14 protein-coding genes are annotated in these 16,213 nt (G+C 58.1%); 3 read left to right on the forward strand and 11 right to left on the reverse strand.

Annotated elements, in window-relative coordinates; genetic code table 11:
- Positions 1–271 precede the first annotated feature (271 nt).
- The 3 genes from NAC44_RS00770 to NAC44_RS00780 are packed head-to-tail and all read right to left on the reverse strand — an operon-like array spanning position 272 to position 2,872.
- Positions 272–1,201 (reverse strand): homocysteine S-methyltransferase family protein, encoded by a 930-nt coding sequence (locus NAC44_RS00770; protein WP_250936899.1) that lies wholly within the window; start codon positions 1,199–1,201, stop codon positions 272–274.
- Positions 1,198–1,983, reverse strand: coding sequence for an amino acid ABC transporter permease (locus NAC44_RS00775; protein ID WP_250936900.1), 786 nt, complete (start codon positions 1,981–1,983; stop codon positions 1,198–1,200). The genes NAC44_RS00770 and NAC44_RS00775 overlap by 4 nt, the downstream gene beginning before the upstream one ends.
- Positions 1,984–2,035: 52 nt before the next feature.
- The gene (locus NAC44_RS00780) at positions 2,036–2,872 is read right to left on the reverse strand and encodes a transporter substrate-binding domain-containing protein (RefSeq protein WP_250936902.1); all 837 of its coding nucleotides are present in this window, start codon (positions 2,870–2,872) and stop codon (positions 2,036–2,038) included.
- 234 nt (positions 2,873–3,106) lie between these two features.
- Here NAC44_RS00780 and queC point away from each other — a divergent pair, with 234 nt between their 5' ends.
- The 3 genes from queC to queE are packed head-to-tail and all read left to right on the forward strand — an operon-like array spanning position 3,107 to position 4,916.
- Complete coding sequence (queC, locus tag NAC44_RS00785) at positions 3,107–3,826, forward strand: 7-cyano-7-deazaguanine synthase QueC (protein ID WP_250936904.1); 720 nt, start codon at positions 3,107–3,109, stop codon at positions 3,824–3,826.
- A 2-nt stretch (positions 3,827–3,828) separates the two neighbouring features.
- On the forward strand, positions 3,829–4,185 hold the full coding sequence (queD, locus tag NAC44_RS00790; RefSeq protein ID WP_250936906.1) for a 6-carboxytetrahydropterin synthase QueD: 357 nt from the start codon (positions 3,829–3,831) through the stop codon (positions 4,183–4,185).
- Positions 4,104–4,916, forward strand: coding sequence for a 7-carboxy-7-deazaguanine synthase QueE (gene queE, locus NAC44_RS00795; protein WP_250937602.1), 813 nt, complete (start codon positions 4,104–4,106; stop codon positions 4,914–4,916). Before queD ends, queE begins: the two co-directional genes overlap by 82 nt.
- Positions 4,917–5,054: 138 nt before the next feature.
- Here queE and NAC44_RS00800 read toward each other — a convergent pair whose 3' ends face one another.
- From NAC44_RS00800 to NAC44_RS00835, 8 genes are all read right to left on the reverse strand, one after another.
- Positions 5,055–7,139, reverse strand: coding sequence for a HAMP domain-containing methyl-accepting chemotaxis protein (locus tag NAC44_RS00800; protein WP_250936907.1), 2,085 nt, complete (start codon positions 7,137–7,139; stop codon positions 5,055–5,057).
- Positions 7,140–7,578: 439 nt separating this feature from the next.
- Positions 7,579–8,607, reverse strand: coding sequence for a ferrochelatase (gene hemH, locus NAC44_RS00805; protein WP_250936908.1), 1,029 nt, complete (start codon positions 8,605–8,607; stop codon positions 7,579–7,581).
- A gap of 292 nt (positions 8,608–8,899) precedes the next feature.
- On the reverse strand, positions 8,900–10,576 hold the full coding sequence (locus tag NAC44_RS00810) for a bifunctional metallophosphatase/5'-nucleotidase (RefSeq protein WP_250936910.1): 1,677 nt from the start codon (positions 10,574–10,576) through the stop codon (positions 8,900–8,902).
- Positions 10,577–10,676: 100 nt separating this feature from the next.
- The gene (gene hisC / locus NAC44_RS00815) at positions 10,677–11,735 is read right to left on the reverse strand and encodes a histidinol-phosphate transaminase (RefSeq protein ID WP_250936912.1); all 1,059 of its coding nucleotides are present in this window, start codon (positions 11,733–11,735) and stop codon (positions 10,677–10,679) included.
- Between the two features lie 20 nt (positions 11,736–11,755).
- On the reverse strand, positions 11,756–12,133 hold the full coding sequence (omp10, locus tag NAC44_RS00820) for an outer membrane lipoprotein Omp10 (protein WP_250936913.1): 378 nt from the start codon (positions 12,131–12,133) through the stop codon (positions 11,756–11,758).
- A 388-nt stretch (positions 12,134–12,521) separates the two neighbouring features.
- Entirely contained in the window at positions 12,522–13,964 is a 1,443-nt protein-coding gene (locus tag NAC44_RS00825; RefSeq protein WP_250936915.1) for a homospermidine synthase, read from the reverse strand.
- 345 nt (positions 13,965–14,309) lie between these two features.
- Positions 14,310–14,957 carry an aminotransferase class IV family protein gene (locus NAC44_RS00830; RefSeq protein WP_250936916.1) on the reverse strand — a complete coding sequence of 216 codons (648 nt, stop codon included), beginning with the start codon at positions 14,955–14,957 and terminating at the stop codon, positions 14,310–14,312.
- Positions 14,942–16,111 (reverse strand): aminodeoxychorismate synthase component I, encoded by a 1,170-nt coding sequence (locus tag NAC44_RS00835; protein WP_250937603.1) that lies wholly within the window; start codon positions 16,109–16,111, stop codon positions 14,942–14,944. The genes NAC44_RS00830 and NAC44_RS00835 overlap by 16 nt, the downstream gene beginning before the upstream one ends.
- Positions 16,112–16,213 lie beyond the last annotated feature (102 nt).

The following is a 16,213-nucleotide window of genomic DNA, read 5'->3' on the forward strand; positions in this document are numbered from 1 at the left end:
ACAACGCTTATTGTTTTGTGTTGCAACATTTATGGATGTGTCTAAAGCGGGTTCCAGATGAGCGGCCCCTTGGATCGGATGTGATTGAAGAAGAGATTTTTGATAAAATTCAAAATGTTGCAGTGGCGTTCGGTTACGGGAGGCATGGCGCCGCAAAAGGCAAACAAAAAACCAGACCCCGTCAGGCTCTGATGAGTGTGACGGGGTCTGGTTCGTGATAAACCGTGTTTCAGGATTCAAACTGCGCCAAAGACCGGCCCAGATAACGGCCCTATCGGCGGTAGGAAAGCCTCAGCCGCCGAGCGCAAAGCTCGCCGATATGGTCCGGGCCGATGCCGCAGCAACCGCCGATGATGGTTGCGCCATCGGCAATCCAGTCTGCCGAAAGATTGGCATAATGGACCGGATCGAGATCGTTGCGAATTTCGGAAATCGCCTCATAGGGACTGTCGGACGGCGGTTCCGGCTCGAAGGCATTGGCATAGACGCCAAGCGGTTTATCGGCATGGATGGTTCCGGCAAGGGCGGCGCGGGCGGCGCGCACGGCAGGCCCCATCACCTCCGGCTGGCTGCAATTGAACAGCACGGCGGCAGCGCCCGCCTCGAAGGTTTTTAAAACGGCATCCGCCACCGGCTCGCCGGAGCGCAGTTCCGGTGCGGCTGTCCGGCCTTTTTCGTCCTTGATCGTGTAGGACACATAGACCGGCTTGCCGTCGCCCTTGACGGCTTCAAGCGCCGTCAACGCCTCAAGCGTCGAGCTTTGTGTCTCGATCAGCCAGCTGTCGACAAAGGGGCGCAGGCCCTCGATCAGGCTGTTGAGGATGCGCGGGGCCTCATCGCCGCGATAAAGCTGCGGTCGGTAGCTTTCGAAGAGCGGTGGTATCGAGCCCGCCACTTCCACGGGCCGCTCGCTTGCATCGGCGGCGGCGCGGGCAATTTCTCCGGCAAGCCGCGTCAGGCGCAGACCGTCATTCGAGAAGCGCTCTTCACCGAGCATATGCGGAACAAGCCCATAGGAATTGGTGGTGATGAGATCGGCGCCCGCGGCAATATAGGCGTCATGTGCCTGACGGACGAAATGCGGCGCTTCGATCAGCGACAAGGCCGACCATTCCGGCAGGCGGAAGGGCGCGCCGAGCTTTTCCAGCAGACGGCCCATGCCGCCATCGAAAATCCTTAAAGGGGGGAGCGTATCAGTCATTGTGTCTGTCTCCTTTCGCTGTCGCCGTAAGCGCGTCCATAGCGTTTTTCCAGGCGCGCCTGCACCAGTTCGAGCAGGATCGACATGATCCAGTAGATCGCGGCGGCGGTCAGCAGCATTTCCATATAGTGAAAGGTCGATCGGCCGAAGGACTGGGCGAGAAAATTCAGTTCCCACAGCCCCATGATCGAGACCAGAGAGGAATCCTTCAGCATCGAGATGAACAGCGCGCCGGCGGGCGGCACGATGATGCGCATGGCCTGCGGCGCGATGATCTTGTAGGCGATCTGTGCCGGTTTGAGGCCAAGCGCTCGGGCGGCCTCGCGCTGGCCATGGGCAACGGCGGCAACGCCGCTACGGATGGTTTCAGCCAGATAGGCGCCGTAATTCAGCGAGAGTGCCAGAACGCCAGAGGTGAAGCCCGACAGAATGAGACCCGCCTGCGGCAGCGCCAGATAGATGATCAGTACCTGAACGAGCAGTGGCGTGCCGCGAAAAAACGACGCGTAAAATGTGGCGCAGGCAAAGGCCACCGGGTTTTTCGATAGTCGTCCGAGCGCCGTCAGCACAGCCACGATCAGGGCAAAGCCCGCCGAGGCAATGGTCACGACAACGGTCAGCACTGCACCCTGCACCATGCCTTCCGGAGAGAGTCTCAACCCCAGAAGAAACGGCAGTTTCTGCTCGATCAGGCCGAAATCCAGCCCCATGCGCGAAAAAACGAAGATGAGGCCCAGCAGCAGCAGGGCCCAGACGAGCCGGACCCTGGCGCTGAATGACATGATCGGTGGTTTGCCTGTTATGGCAGGACGGCCAGCCATCAGGCTCATGTCCTCAATCTTTGAAGGCATATTTGCTGATATCGGTCTTGAACCATTTTTCCGAGATTTTGGCGAGCGTACCGTCCTTGTGCAGCTCGAGAACCACCCGCTTCAATTCGGCGTCCCATTCCGGATCGCCCTTGTCGGTGACCACGGCATTGGGTTCGGCAAACAGCGGTTCGCCAAGGATTTTCAGCTTGCCGCCATTCTTGGTGAAGCCTTCCGCCGTGCCGAGCGAGGCGATGATGGCATCGAGACGCACGCCGGGACCAAGTTCCAGATTCTGGAAATTCACCGTCTCGTCGCCGGGCACGGCCATGACGTCATGGAAGGGAAATTTGATCGGCGGCTCTCCGGGAATGGAGAAATTGCGGTTGACATAGGCCTCGTAGGAGGAGCCGGTGCCAACGCCGACCCGCTTGCCGGAGATATCGGCAATCGACTTGATGTTTTTCTCATCCTTGTTGACCACCAGAACGGCGGGCACAGAATAATAATTCACCGGGAAATCAACGACCTTTTCCCGCTCCGCCGTCGGCGTCGAAGAGGTGATCGCCACATCCCAGCGCTTGGCCCAGTGGCCGCCGATGATGGTTTCCCAGCCGGGCGTTTCCAGCTTCAGCTTGACGCCGAGCTTGGCCGCCACCGCCTTGCCGACATCGATATCGAAGCCATCGAGCTGGTTCTGGTCGTTCAGATAGGCAAAGGGCGGATAATCATTGACCACGGCATCGACCATGACGCCGGTTTTCTTCACCCGGTCGAGCGTTTCGCCGGCAAGAGCGGCGTTGGTGGCAAAGGTGGTGAGGAGGAGTGTGGTGACGGTGGTTAACAAAGCGGTTTTGCGCACGGAATAGGCCTTTTTGGTCTCTCGGTTGAAAAGGACAATAACCGACTCTTTTGCGCAAATCATCGTTTGCAGCACCAAAATTTACCTGAAATGCAGTAGAATTTTCCCTGATCTCGCCCGGCTGTCGCGGCTTTGATTGCACAGCACCTTTTCAAAGGGGCCACAATCCTCTATGAGACCCCCGGTTCTTACCACCGGTCGCAGCCTACCCGGTTACAAAACAAGGATGAAACCATGAAAACGCTTGTTGTCTGCTCCGGCGGACTGGATTCCGTGTCGCTTGCCGACAAGATGGCGGCAGAGCAGGAACTGGTCGGCCTGATTTCCTTCGATTACGGCCAGCGCCATAAAAAGGAGCTGGATCATGCCGCCCGTGCGGCAGAGCGCCTTGGCGTGCCCCATCAGATCATCGATATCACCACCATCGGCCAAAGCCTGACCGGCTCGGCGCTGACGGACAATATCGATGTGCCGGATGGGCATTATGCCGAAGAAACGATGAAGGTCACGGTCGTTCCGAACCGCAATGCGATCATGCTGGCGATTGCCTTCGGCGTGGCGGCGGCGAAAAAGGCCGATGCCGTGGCCGTTGCCGTGCATGGCGGCGATCACTTCATCTATCCCGATTGCCGTCCCGGCTTCATCGACGCCTTTCAGGTCATGCAGAACCATGCGCTGGATGGCTATGCCGACGTGAAACTTCTCGCCCCTTTCGTCACCGTTTCCAAGGCTGATATCGTGCGCGAGGGGGCAAGATATAACACGCCCTTTGCCGAAACCTGGTCCTGTTACAAGGGCGGCGCCCATCATTGCGGCCGTTGCGGCACCTGTGTCGAGCGGCGCGAGGCCTTTCATCTGGCGGGAATTGCCGATCCGACCGTCTATGAAGACCCGGATTTCTGGAAGGCGGCGGTCAGGGCGCATGACGGCGGCTTCAAGGCCGAGGGCGTGTGACCATGTATCGCATCACCAAGGAATTTCACTTTTCCGCCTCGCATCAACTGAAAAACCTGCCAGCCGATCATCAATGTGCCCGGCTGCACGGGCATAATTATATCGTTATGGTCGAGCTTGCCGGGACCGAGTTGAACGAACACGGTTTCCTGCGCGATTATCATGAGCTGAAGGCGCTGAAGACCTATATCGATGATCATTTCGACCACCGTCATCTCAACGATGTGCTCGGTCACGACAAGACCACGGCGGAATGTCTGGCGAAGCATTTTTACGACTGGTGCAAGGCGCGCTTTGCCGAAACCTCTGCCGTCAAGGTCAGCGAAACGCAGAAGACCTGGGCGGAGTATCGTCCGTGAGTGCGGAGCAGGGCGTCATCCGCGTCGCCGAGATTTTCGGCCCGACCATTCAGGGCGAGGGGGTGCTGATCGGCGAGCCGACCGTGTTTGTGCGCACCGGCGGCTGCGATTACCGTTGCTCATGGTGTGACAGCCTGCATGCGGTGGAAAGCCGGTTTCGCGAGGACTGGCTGCCGATGAGCGTCGAGGCAATCTGGTCCGAGGTGGAAAAGCTGTCTGGCGGCGTGCCGCTGATCGTGTCGCTGTCGGGCGGCAATCCGGCGATCCAGCCGCTTGGGGGGCTGATCGACCACGGCCATCGGCGCGGTTATCGCTTTGCGCTGGAAACGCAGGGTTCGCTTGCCCGTGACTGGTTTGCCGATCTTGATGTGCTGGTGCTGTCGCCCAAACCACCATCAAGCGGCATGGAAACGGACTGGCAAAAGCTGGCGGACTGCATTGACGCCTCTGATGGCGGGCCGCAGACGGTGCTGAAATTCATTGTCTTCGATGAGGCGGATTATGCCTATGCCCGGCAAGCGGCGGCCCGGCATCCACACCTGCCCGTCTATCTCCAACCGGGCAACCACACGCCGCCGCCGCCCGAGGAAGAGGATGCCGTGATCGACATGGACGGCATCATGGAACGGATGCGCTGGCTGGTGGACAAGGTGGTGCAGGACCGCTGGTTCAACGCGCGGGTTCTGCCGCAATTGCATGTGCTGATCTGGGGTAACCGGCGCGGGGTGTGAACATCTTTTGCGCAAGGCCGCGCTTAACAGACTGCTGAAAAAGGCGGGCCGGGCTGAAACCGGTTTCCGGTTTCCGCTCCGATGCTCTATCTTTTGAGGCCGAATAAAAAGGGAGGCTTTCGCCTCCCTTTTTGCTGATCAGAATTCTTCCCAATTGTCTTCTGCCTTCCGCGCTGCAGTTGCTGGCCCGGAGGAGGGCTTGCTGAAGGCGCGTTGCAGGGATTTGACCTGTTGGCGTGCGGGCGAGGCGACAGGTGCCGACGTCTTGCCTGCGACACGGGGTTGGCTGACGCTTGCCCGTTTTGCCACAGGCGCTGCGACCGGGGCGTGCGGTGTGACAGAGACTGGAGCCATCCTGCTCTGTCCGGTGCCGGTGTTGAAGCGTTGCAGCAGGCTCGTGAGGTCCACGGCGTCGTCATGCAATTTCTGGGTGGCGGCGGAGGTCTCTTCGACCATGGCGGCGTTTTGCTGGGTCACCTGATCCATCTGGTTGATGGCTGTGCTGACTTCATTGAGGCCGGTCGCCTGTTCCTTTGCCGCGCTGGCGATTGCCTGAATATGATCGTTGATTTCCAGAACCCGGCTTTCGATCTGGGTCAGAGAGGCACCGGTTTTCTGCACCAGGCGCACACCGCCCGCGACTTCCTGGCCGGATTTGGTGATCAGCGCCTTGATATCTTTGGCGGCATTGGCCGAGCGCTGGGCAAGCTCGCGCACTTCCTGAGCAACGACAGCAAATCCCTTGCCCGCCTCACCGGCACGGGCGGCTTCGACGCCGGCATTCAGCGCCAGAAGATTGGTCTGGAAGGCAATTTCATCGATCACGCCGATGATGTTGGAAATTTCACTCGACGCGTGTTCGATCCGCTCCATGGCGGTCACGGCCTCGCGTACGATGGTGGCTGATTCCTGCGAATTCTCCTTGGCTTCGCCAACGAGTTTGCTTGCTTCCTGCGCACGGTCGGAGGTGTTGCGCACGACGCTGGTAATCTGTTCGAGCGCGGCCGATGTCTGCTCAAGCGCGGCAGCCTGCCGTTCGGTGCGTTGTGACAGGTCGCCTGCCGCACTGCTCAGTTGCTGCGAATTGCCGTTGATAGCGTCGGCCTTGTGCCGGACCTCGACGATGATATCGCGCAGGCTGGACAGAGTCGTATTCACATTGGCCTGCAATTCCTCGAAAATGCCGGCGAATTGCCCGGTCATTTCCTGGGTGAGATTTCCCGCCGCAAGCGCGCCCATGATCCGGCCCACTTCGGTGACGCTTTTATCGACACCGGAGAGCAGTCCGTTGATATTGGCGGCAAAACGGTCGAGATTGACGTCGTCATACTGTTTTTCTATGCGGGCCGTAAAGTCACCAGCGGCTGCGGCGGTGACGACACCGGACATGCTGGACTGCAGGTCGTCGCTCTTGCCGCGCAGTGCGCGTTCCTCTTCATTCATCCGGTTGACCTCAAGGCCATTGCGCTTGAACACCTCGACCGTATCGGCCATTTCACCGATTTCATCCTGCCTGCCGATGAAGGGGGCGTCTGCGTTATAATCACCACTGGCCACTATTTTCATCGCTTCTGTCAGCTTGCGGATAGGGCGGCTCAAATGGTTGAGGCCGATATGCAGGCCGATGACAATGCTGGCAATGACGGCGACGAGACTGGTGACGACAATGATGAGCATCATATCGAGACGGAAGCGCGCCAATGATGCCTGTACTGTTTTCAGCTCGGCTTTGTCGGCGGTGATGATCTTGTCGATCTCTTTCTGAAAGTTTTTGCGATTGGTGCGGTTGCCTTCGTTGTTGCCCTGGAGATTGGCGGCCGGGGGGCCTTCCTCGCGGCCAAGGCGAATGGTTTCGGTGCGGAAACTGCGGAATTCCTTGGCCTTCTGTTCCATGGCATTGAACGTGTCGACCTGCTGTGCCGGGATCAGCTTGCGCCATGCCGCAATTGTCTCGTCCATATTATCGAGACTGGCGAGCATGCCCTTGCCAAACTGTTCAGTGCCTTCCTTGCTTTTGGCCGCGTAAATTCCTCGGGCATCCATGACCACGGTTGTGACCAGCCGATTCAGATGTTCTCCCTGATAGGCGCGCTCCGAAATATTCATCAGTTCGGATGTTTTGCTTTGATATTGCAGGACCACAAACAGTCCAAGCGCCCCCACCACCAGAACCGCAGCAGAGAGGATGGCGACAAGGGATGTGATTTTCCCTGTAATTTTCATAGGAATCTCCAAAACAACACGCAAGACGCAAGCCCGCTAAGCTGCTACCCGTATTCACAAAATCATTCCGCCGAACTGATCCTCACCTGCGGCAGTCACCGGCAGGCTCCAATAACCAGATGATGATGACCGTGATGGTTTCCAAACCGCCTCATCAGGCTCCCAGATTGACCCTATTCTGGAATAATTAAAAAATGCTTGTAAAAGCATGTTGTTATGTATTTATATCAGCGGTTGTTTTTCGGTGAAGTGCAATTGTGCTTGAGGCGCGAGCGGGTAGCCCTACACGGCTTATAGACCGCGTAGTGGTGTCTTGGTTTGCGTCTGATCATTGCGGCTTGCGTTTTGACCCGGGAAATGTCTGCGCAACCGGAAACACTTTAACTCTTTGTTTTTTTGCATGTCGGGTTTTATTGAGGGCAATAAAACCCGACATGCTTTAGATCCAGCCCATCAATTCGCGGCGCACGACGTGATTGAGAACCTTCATGCCGTCATCGCTGTCGTTGAGGCAGGGGATATGGGTGAAATGTTCGCCGCCATTGTGCTCGAAGCTTTCTTTCGCCTGTTCGGCGATTTCCTCGAGCGTTTCCAGACAGTCGGAGACGAAGCCGGGATTGAGCACGGCAATGCGCTTGACGCCGTCTTTGGCCAGTTTTTCCACGGTCTTGTCGGTATAGGGCTGCAACCATTCCTCCGGTCCGAAACGGGACTGGAAGGTGACCATGAGCTTTTCCTTTGACCAGCCCAGATGCTCACGCAAAAGCCGCGTGGTTTTCATGCATTGGCAATGATAGGGATCGCCCTTCTTGAAATAGGACATGGGGATGCCGTGATAGGAGGTGATCACCACCTCGGGCTCCCAGTCCAGTGTGGCCAGATGGGCCGTGATCGAGTTTGCCAGCGCCTCGATATAGACGGGATCGTCTGAATATTGCGGCACGGTGCGCAGCGCCGGCTGCCAGCGCATGGCAAGCAAGGCCTTGAAAGCCTCGTCATTGACGGTGGCGGTGGTGGCGGCGGCATAATGCGGATAGAGCGGGAAGACGAGAATTTTTTCGCAGCCAGCCTTTTGCAGGGCATCCATGCGCGAGCGGATCGACGGCTGGCCGTAACGCATCGCCCAGTCGACGACAATGTTCGGGATGTCCTTGAAATGCTGCGCCATCTTTTCCGCCTGGCTGCGGGTATAGGTACGCAGATAGCTTTCATCCAGATCCTTGTTCCAGATGGTCTCATAGGCCTTGCCGACCTTTTGCGGGCGCTTGTTCAGCACGATGCCGTACAGGATCGGATACCACAGCCACCGCGACCACTCGATCACCCGACGGTCGGTGAGAAATTCTTCCAGATAACGGCGCATGGATTTGTAATCCGTGCCATCCGGCGTCCCGAGATTGACCAGCAGAACGCCGACCTTGCCGAAATTGACGGTCGGGTGATCGCTGGGAAGATGGTTCACGCTCATATCTGGATTGTCCTGCTCACGTTTTCACTCACGTCATTACGGTTTTGCCGCTTTGCTGGATCAGTGTCCATAGCAATTCCAGCAAAAGTGCGAAGCGGTTTTGCGTCCGCGAATTGCGCTGAACAAAAGCTAATTCCAGCAAAAGTGCGAAGCGGTTTTGCGTCCGCGAATTGCGCTGAACAAAAGCTAATTCCAGCAAAAGTGCTTGAGCGTTTTGCGTGCCGGTTTCGAGATGGGGATCAATAGAAACCGGCCTTATCCAAGGCCGGTTTCTGATTGGGAAAACCTGTCCTTATTTGCTGGGTGCGGTTGCCGCAGCACCTGCTGCTGTTTTCGGCTGAGCGGCGGGGGCGACGTAACCGGCAGGCGTGACATCCTTGATGCGGCCATCGGTATAGGGCTTGTAGGGGCTGTGTTTGGTGATGTAATCGGCGGCAATATCGGCCAGATCGGGACCGTAATCATAGGCGTTTTCCGCCCTGGCGGCGAAAATCTTGTAGCCGTCACCACCGGCGCGCATGTAATTGTTACTGACGATGCCATAGGTTTTGGCCTCGTCGAGCGGCACGAAATTATCACCCTCACGGACCTCGACATCCGTGATGCGGCTGCCAGCGGGTTTCGAGCGGTCGAAGCTGAAGCGCATGCCTGCCACTTGCGGGAAACGGCCAGCACCATCCTCCACCTGCGAGACGCCGTTTTCCAGGGCGGCGCGCAGATCCGAACCCTTGAGATGGAAGGTGGCGAGCGTGTTCTGAAAAGGCAGAACGGTGATCACTGCGCCCATCGTCACCTTGCCTTCGCCGATCGAGGCGCGCACGCCGCCGCCATTCAGAAAGGCGATGGTGATGCCCTGATTTTTCGTGGCGTCCAGCATCGCGTCGGCGACGAGATTGCCCATCTGGCACTCTTTTGTCCGGCAATTGCTTTCGGTGCTGTCGATATTGGCGGCAGCCTCACCGATCACCTTGTCGCGCAGCGCCTGAATGGGGGCGCCGAGTTCCTTGATATGATCGGCCATGGCCTGATCCGGGGCGAAGTGCTGATCGATCAGGATCGGATCGCCCTTGGCGCTTTTGACCACGCCATGATCGTCGAAGACCACGGTGAGATCGCCGAGATATTTGCCGTAGGAGCGGGCCGTGACCACCGGCACCTTGTAGCCGCCGGGATTGTCCACCAGGGTGGGATAGGGGCCTTCGGCGCTCTTGTCGGTGTTGGAGAGCAGCGTGTGCGAATGACCGCCGACCACGACATCGACATCCGGGATTTTGGCAATCTCCATATCGCGATGATAGCCGACATGGGTGAGCGCGATGATCTTGTTGACGCCCTCAGCCTTGAGCTTGTGTACTTCTTCCGTCATGGCGGCAATATCGTCGGTGAAGGCGACATTCGGTCCCGGCGAGGCAAGCTCTGCGGTGTCCGGGGTAATGGCCCCGACAATGCCGATCTTCTGGCCGCCGACGGTCAGAATGGTCGAAGGCTTGATATGGCCGTTCAGGGCCGAGGCCGGTTTCAGGGTGATATTGGCGGTGACAACCGGGAAATTCGCCTTGTCGAGGAAGGGGCCGATGGCCTTTTCGCCATCGTCGAATTCGTGGTTGCCGAGCGTCATCGCGTCGAATTTCAGCGCATTCATCACATAGAGTTCCGCCGCACCCTTATAGGTGGTGTAGAACAGTGAGCCCTGGAAATTATCCCCGGCATTGAGCGTGATGACATTCTGGCCGGAAAGGGCGGCGCGGGTTTCATCAATGGCGGTCTTCAACCGGGCCGCACCGCCGAAGCATTTGTTGGCGGCCTCATCCTTGGCCGAGCAGGTGGCGTCATATTTGTTGATCGGCTCGATACGCGAATGAAAATCGTTGATATGCAGGATGGTCAATTGATAATCGGCAAAAGCTGCCGACGATGACAGCGCCAGCATGGAAAGGGCGATCAGGCCCGTTTTCAGTCTCATCGACATCCCGTCTCTCCTGTGAAAATCCACCGCATATTTTCATCACGGTTTCGTTACCGCAAGTGAAGATATGACGACAAGAACAGAAGCGTTGCGTGGGGGAAAATCAGTTGAGAAGATCGCGAAGCGCAGCAACCAGCTGGTCGCATTCCTCATCGCTGCCAATGGTGATGCGCAGGTAATTCTCTGTCCTTGTGCTGGCAAACCGCCGCACCAGAATGGCGCGGTCTCTTAAAGCCTGCAAAAGCCTTGCCGCCTCATGATGGGCATGGGTCACAAAGATGAAATTGGCCGAGGAGGGCAGGATGGTGAAGCCGAGATCGCGCAGTGCGTTGCTCAAGCGCTCACGGCTCGCCATCACCTTGCCGCAGCAGGCCTCGAACCAGGCTCGGTCCTGATAGCTGGCAAGCGCGCCAGCAAGGGTTATCCTGTCCAGCGGATAGGAGTTGAAACTGTCCTTCACCCGCTCCAGCGCCTCAATCAGCGGAGGCTGGCCAAGGGCGAAACCGACGCGCAAACCGGCAAGGCCGCGCGATTTGGAAAAGGTCTGCACCACCAGCAGATTGGGATAGCGGGCAATCAGAGGAATGGCGCTATCCGCCCCGAAATCGACATAGGCTTCATCGATCACCACCACCTGATCGGGATGGTCGCGCAGCAGGGTCTCGATGTCGGCCAGGGGAAGGGCGATGCCGGTTGGCGCATTGGGATTGGCCAGAATGATCGCGCCACATGCCTGCCGATAATCCTCAACCCTGATCCGCATGGCCCCATCAAGCGGGACGTCCCGGTAATCGATGCCGTAAAGCCGACACCAGACAGGGTAAAAACTATAGGTGACATCGGGAAAGAGCAGGGGCGCATCATGGTTCAGCAGAGCCTGAAAGACAAAGGCCAGCACCTCGTCGGAGCCATTGCCGACAAAGACCTGACTGGCATCAAGCCCGTTTTGCCCGGCGATTTCAGCGCGCAACGCTCTTGCCGTGGGATCGGGGTAAAGACGAAGTCTGTCATCGACCGCCGCGCGCATCGCCTCGATGGCAAGGGGGGATGGCCCATAGGGGCTTTCATTGGTGTTGAGCTTGATCAGCCCTGTCATGGCCGGCTGTTCACCGGCCACATAAGGGGTCAGGCCATGGACCAAAGGGCTCCAGAAACGGCTCATGGATCAGGTCGCAACCAGGCTCAGCGCATCGCCATCTGCTGACGGCGCAGCGAGAAGTTCTGCCCGGTATCGGTGGTGCAGTTCAACTGATTGGGCGTGACCAGCGCGCAATTGACCCGCGACTGGGTCTTGCGGATCAGCGAGGTCATGTTGATCTCGACCAGCGTTGGTGACTGGTTGATATAGGTGCCCGAGGCCAAAAGCGCATTGTTGTCGGTCGAGCGGGTGGTGAAGGTGCCAGCCTGGAAAGTGGAGACGATGCCGTTCGGATCGACCCAGGCGCCGTCAACGCCTTGCGGACGCGGCGGTGCATAGCTGATTTCGCGCGGGGCCGGTCCCATGCATGAGGACAGGGCCATAGCGGCCAGAAGCAGGGTCGCTGCGCTTTTCACCTTCATTTCACGTCTCCCTCAGGCGTTGCGGACATTCAGCATCACGCATTTCATCAAAATCCAGCAGGATGCTGTACCATGACAGATTATTGCATCATACAATCCTTAAATTGCAAGCAATTGAAGGAATTATGCAATAGCCCCGTCATGGAACGCCATGCTCAAATCATCAGTTTGAAAACGGCTTGCGCCGATTTTCGTCATTGTGAGGTATATTCAGCTCTTGTCCGCCTCTGCCGTCAAGCCCTAACCTTGGCTCTGACCGCGGCAGAATAGCCGTTTGCTGCAACAAAGAGCTGGCTGTTTCCATTGGGTCACAGCGCGGATGACGGCGGGTCTTTACCCGCCGCCGGCAGGCCTGTCACTCCTGCTCAACCCGGTCACGCCAACCGTGTCAGCGCACCAGAATATTTTTGAACTGCCACGGGTCCTTCTCGTCCAGATCTTCCGGGAACAGGCCCGGACGGCCGGTGAGCGGTGTCCAGTCGGTATAGTGGCCTTCCACCGGACCGAGATAGGGCAGTTGCACCTCAAGGCAACGTTTGTAATCCATTTCGTCGGCCTCGACGATGCCGGATGTCGGATTTTCCAGTGCCCAGACCATGCCGGCCAGAACGGCGGAGGTTACCTGCAGGCCGGTGGCGTTCTGGTAAGGTGCGATCCGGCGGGTTTCTTCAAGCGATAGCCGCGAACCATACCAATAGGCATTCTTGTCGTGGCCGTAGAGCAGCACGCCCAGTTCGTCGACGCCGTCCACCAGCTCGTTCTCGTCGAGAACATGCAGGACTGGCTGCGCCGTGCCGCCATTGCCGAACATTTCATGCAGCGACAGCACTGCATCATTGGCCGGGTGATAGGCATAATGGCAGGTCGGGCGGAAAACCACCTCATCGTCCTTCTCGACGGTGAAGTAATCGGCAATCGAGATCGATTCATTATGGGTGACGAGGAAGCCATATTGCGGCCCGGGTGTGGGGCACCAGGTGCGCACGCGGGTATTGGCGCCGGGCTGCTCCAGATAGATCGCGGCCTTGCAGCCCTTCTTGTGCTTTTTGGCGTTTTTCGGCATCCAGTTTTCATGGGTGCCCCAGCCAAGCTCGGAGGGTTGCAGACCTTCGGAAATAAAGCCCTCGACCGACCAGGTGTTCCAGAACACATTGAGGGGCTTCGGATTTTTTGTCCGCTGGGTGTCGCGCTCGGCAATGTGGATGCCCTTGACACCAAGCTTCTTCATCAGCTTGGCCCAGCCGTGACGGTCATCGGCAGACGGTTCTTCGATGGTCAGCCCGGTGTCGCGGGCAATATTGACCAGCGCCTGCTTGACGAACCAGGAGACCATGCCGGGATTGGCGCCGCAGCAGGAGACGGCCGTGGTGCCGCCGGGATTTTTCTTCTTTTCCTGACGCACGGTTTCGCGCAGCGCATAATTGGTGCGCTCGGCATTGCCCTTGTCCTTATCGAAATAGAAGCCGAGCCAGGGTTCGACCACGGTGTCGATATAGAGGACATCGAGCTTGCGGCAGAATTTCATCAGATCGAGCGAGGATGTGTCGACCGAAAGATTGACGCAGAAGCCCTGACCTTCGCCCTCGGTGAGAAGCGGCTTCAACAGCTCCTTGTAATTCTCCCTGGTCACATGGGCCTGAATGTGCTTCACGCCATGTTTTGCCAGAATGCCCTGATCGTCCGGGTTCGGATCGATCACCACCATCCGGGTCTTGTCATAGGTGAAATGTCGTTCGATCAGCGGCAGGGTGCCGCGGCCGATCGAGCCGAAGCCGATCATCACGATCGGGCCGGTGATCTCGCCATAGACCGGATAGGTGGTGTCTGACATGAAGGGTCTCCTGGAAAGCCGTTTGCTGCAAACCGGCCCGCTGAGCCTGAGCGGATGTCGCCGGACTCTGCCGTTCGCGATAGTCTTTTGTTGTCGTCCGTTTTTTCGGGATCACCACTTGCGATGGACCCTTGTGGACTTTCAATTTCTTTGTTTTCGTTTGTATCTTTGTTTTCGTTTGTCTTTGCGGGAAAACCGGTAACCACTTTTCCCTGACAAACTCTAGATCACAGTTGAGCGACAGAATAAAGACGAATCCCATGCGGTTTGCCCCTGTCGGGGCCGGGTTATCCCGGTAAATCGACAGATGTTCGGGAAAAACCGCCTCAGCTTGGCCGGTCCGTGTCAGGCCACCGCCTTGCTCACGGCGGTCTCGGCCAGCTCACAGCGGATAAGCCCACGCAGCGCATTGCCAACGAAGATGCGTTTTCCCTTGAGCATGTCGGGTTTCACGACCTCGGAGCGTGCTTTTCGCTCACGGATCAGATCGGCGCGCAAAATACCGGGCAGCAGTCCGCTGGCCAGCGGCGGGGTGATCAATATGCCATCCGGCCCCTCGACGAAGAGATTGGTGATTGTGCCTTCGCAAAGCTCGCCGCGCTCGTTCGTGAGCAGCACCTCGTCGGCTTCGTCCTTGCTGTATTCGGCCCTTGCTGCCTCATAGGGGTCGCGCCGCGAGGTCTTGTGACGGTAAAGCGGATCGTCGGATTTCAGCCTGGTCTTTTCGGCAATTTTCAGCCGCCAGACCGTGCTCTCCGCCACCGGCTCGAAGGGCGTGACGGTCACCTCGATCTTGCCGCGAAAATTCATGATCAGGCGCACGCGCAGAGCCACATCGCCGCTCACAGCCTCTTTCAGCGCCGCCTCCGGCTTGACCGGCAGGCGAAAGCCAAGCGCATCGGCCGAGCGGTTCAAGCGCCGCAGATGCTGGTCCAGCCGCAGAAACCCGTTCTCAGGCTCCCAACGCAGCGTTTCAATCAGCGAGAAATCCATTGATCACCTATCGCAAATCGCGCCTTCAGCAGGCATTCCTCATACTCTGCTTCGGCGGTCGAATCAAAAACAATGCCGCCGCCGACATTGAAAACCGCCTTGCCGGAATTGTTAAGCCCTTCTTTTACGAGTGTTATCGTGCGGATGGCGACGGAAAAGCGCATCGGCCCCGCCGGATCGCACCAGCCGATTGCGCCGCAATAGATGTCGCGCGGACCTTGTTCCAGCCGGTGCAGGATCTGCATGGCCGAGAGTTTCGGTGCGCCGGTGATGGAGCCGCAGGGAAAAAGGGCGGCGAGAATGTCGCCAAGGCCGGTGCCGGGTTTGAGTCTGCCGCGCACATGGCTGACCAGCTGATGCAGTGTGGGATAGGTCTCGATCTCGAAGAGTTTTGGTACCGACAGGCTGTCCGGCATAATGATGCGGCAGAGGTCGTTGCGCAGGAGATCGACGATCATCCGGTTTTCCGCCTGGGTCTTCTCATCGGCGACCATGGCCGCCTTGATCGCCGCATCCTCCTCAGGCGTGGCACCGCGTGGTGCCGTGCCTTTCATCGGATGGGTCTCGATGAAGCCGGCCTCGTCCACCTTGAAAAACAGCTCCGGCGAGCGCGAGACGATGGCAGGACCGTAAGCCTCGCCGAAATCGATCAACGCGCCGTATGACACCGGCTGACGCGCGATCAGGGTGTGAAACAGGTCCTCAGGGCTGCCCTCAAACTGCGCCTTGACCGGCATGGTCAGGTTGGCCTGATAACAATCGCCACGACGCAGATGGGCGTGCAATGCTTCGAAACGGGTGCGATACTCCTCGAAAGGCCAGGCGGCCTGCGGGGCCGACAGCGTGGCCGTTGGACGCCTATCTGCCCCGAAGGGGTCATGGTCGCCGGGTGGCGCATCATAAAGGCCGAAGCAGAGAAGGGGTGTCGGCCGGTTTTCGGGGATCAAGGGACGAAGCTTGTCTTCAAAGACGAAACCGGCTTCATAGGTGATGAAACCGGCCAGCCATAAGCCCTCTTGTCGCGCCGCATCCAACCGCGCCAGCGCCGGACGAATCTCTGCCGCCCTGCGGGCGCAGACGATTTCGACCGGTTCGGCAAAGGTCATAGCCTCGCCGCTTTTGTCATTGCGAAAGACAAGGAATGGTGCGCGCATCATGCCGAGCGGTTTAGCCGATTATCGGCCAAAGCAAAACAGCAATATACCAAGGTGTGTGTGGTCTTTGGCAGGGTGTTGGACGATGTCGGGACGGCAAAT

The organism is Allorhizobium sonneratiae (genome assembly GCF_023700755.1).
Classification (GTDB): Bacteria; Pseudomonadota; Alphaproteobacteria; order Rhizobiales; family Rhizobiaceae; genus Allorhizobium; species Allorhizobium sonneratiae.

Excerpts from the sequence above, each read along its gene's own strand:
- NAC44_RS00825 (WP_250936915.1), bottom strand. The coding sequence starts at position 13,964 with ATGTCAGACACCACCTATCCGGTCTATGGCGAGATCACCGGCCCGATC.
- NAC44_RS00830 (WP_250936916.1), bottom strand. The coding sequence starts at position 14,957 with ATGGATTTCTCGCTGATTGAAACGCTGCGTTGGGAGCCTGAGAACGGG.
- NAC44_RS00775 (WP_250936900.1), bottom strand. The coding sequence starts at position 1,983 with ATGTCATTCAGCGCCAGGGTCCGGCTCGTCTGGGCCCTGCTGCTGCTG.
- NAC44_RS00800 (WP_250936907.1), bottom strand. The coding sequence starts at position 7,139 with ATGAAAATTACAGGGAAAATCACATCCCTTGTCGCCATCCTCTCTGCT.
- hemH (WP_250936908.1), bottom strand. The coding sequence starts at position 8,607 with ATGAGCGTGAACCATCTTCCCAGCGATCACCCGACCGTCAATTTCGGC.
- omp10 (WP_250936913.1), bottom strand. The coding sequence starts at position 12,133 with ATGAAGGTGAAAAGCGCAGCGACCCTGCTTCTGGCCGCTATGGCCCTG.
- NAC44_RS00810 (WP_250936910.1), bottom strand. The coding sequence starts at position 10,576 with ATGTCGATGAGACTGAAAACGGGCCTGATCGCCCTTTCCATGCTGGCG.
- queC (WP_250936904.1), top strand. The coding sequence starts at position 3,107 with ATGAAAACGCTTGTTGTCTGCTCCGGCGGACTGGATTCCGTGTCGCTT.
- hisC (WP_250936912.1), bottom strand. The coding sequence starts at position 11,735 with ATGAGCCGTTTCTGGAGCCCTTTGGTCCATGGCCTGACCCCTTATGTG.
- queD (WP_250936906.1), top strand. The coding sequence starts at position 3,829 with ATGTATCGCATCACCAAGGAATTTCACTTTTCCGCCTCGCATCAACTG.
- NAC44_RS00835 (WP_250937603.1), bottom strand. The coding sequence starts at position 16,111 with ATGCGCGCACCATTCCTTGTCTTTCGCAATGACAAAAGCGGCGAGGCT.
- NAC44_RS00770 (WP_250936899.1), bottom strand. The coding sequence starts at position 1,201 with ATGACTGATACGCTCCCCCCTTTAAGGATTTTCGATGGCGGCATGGGC.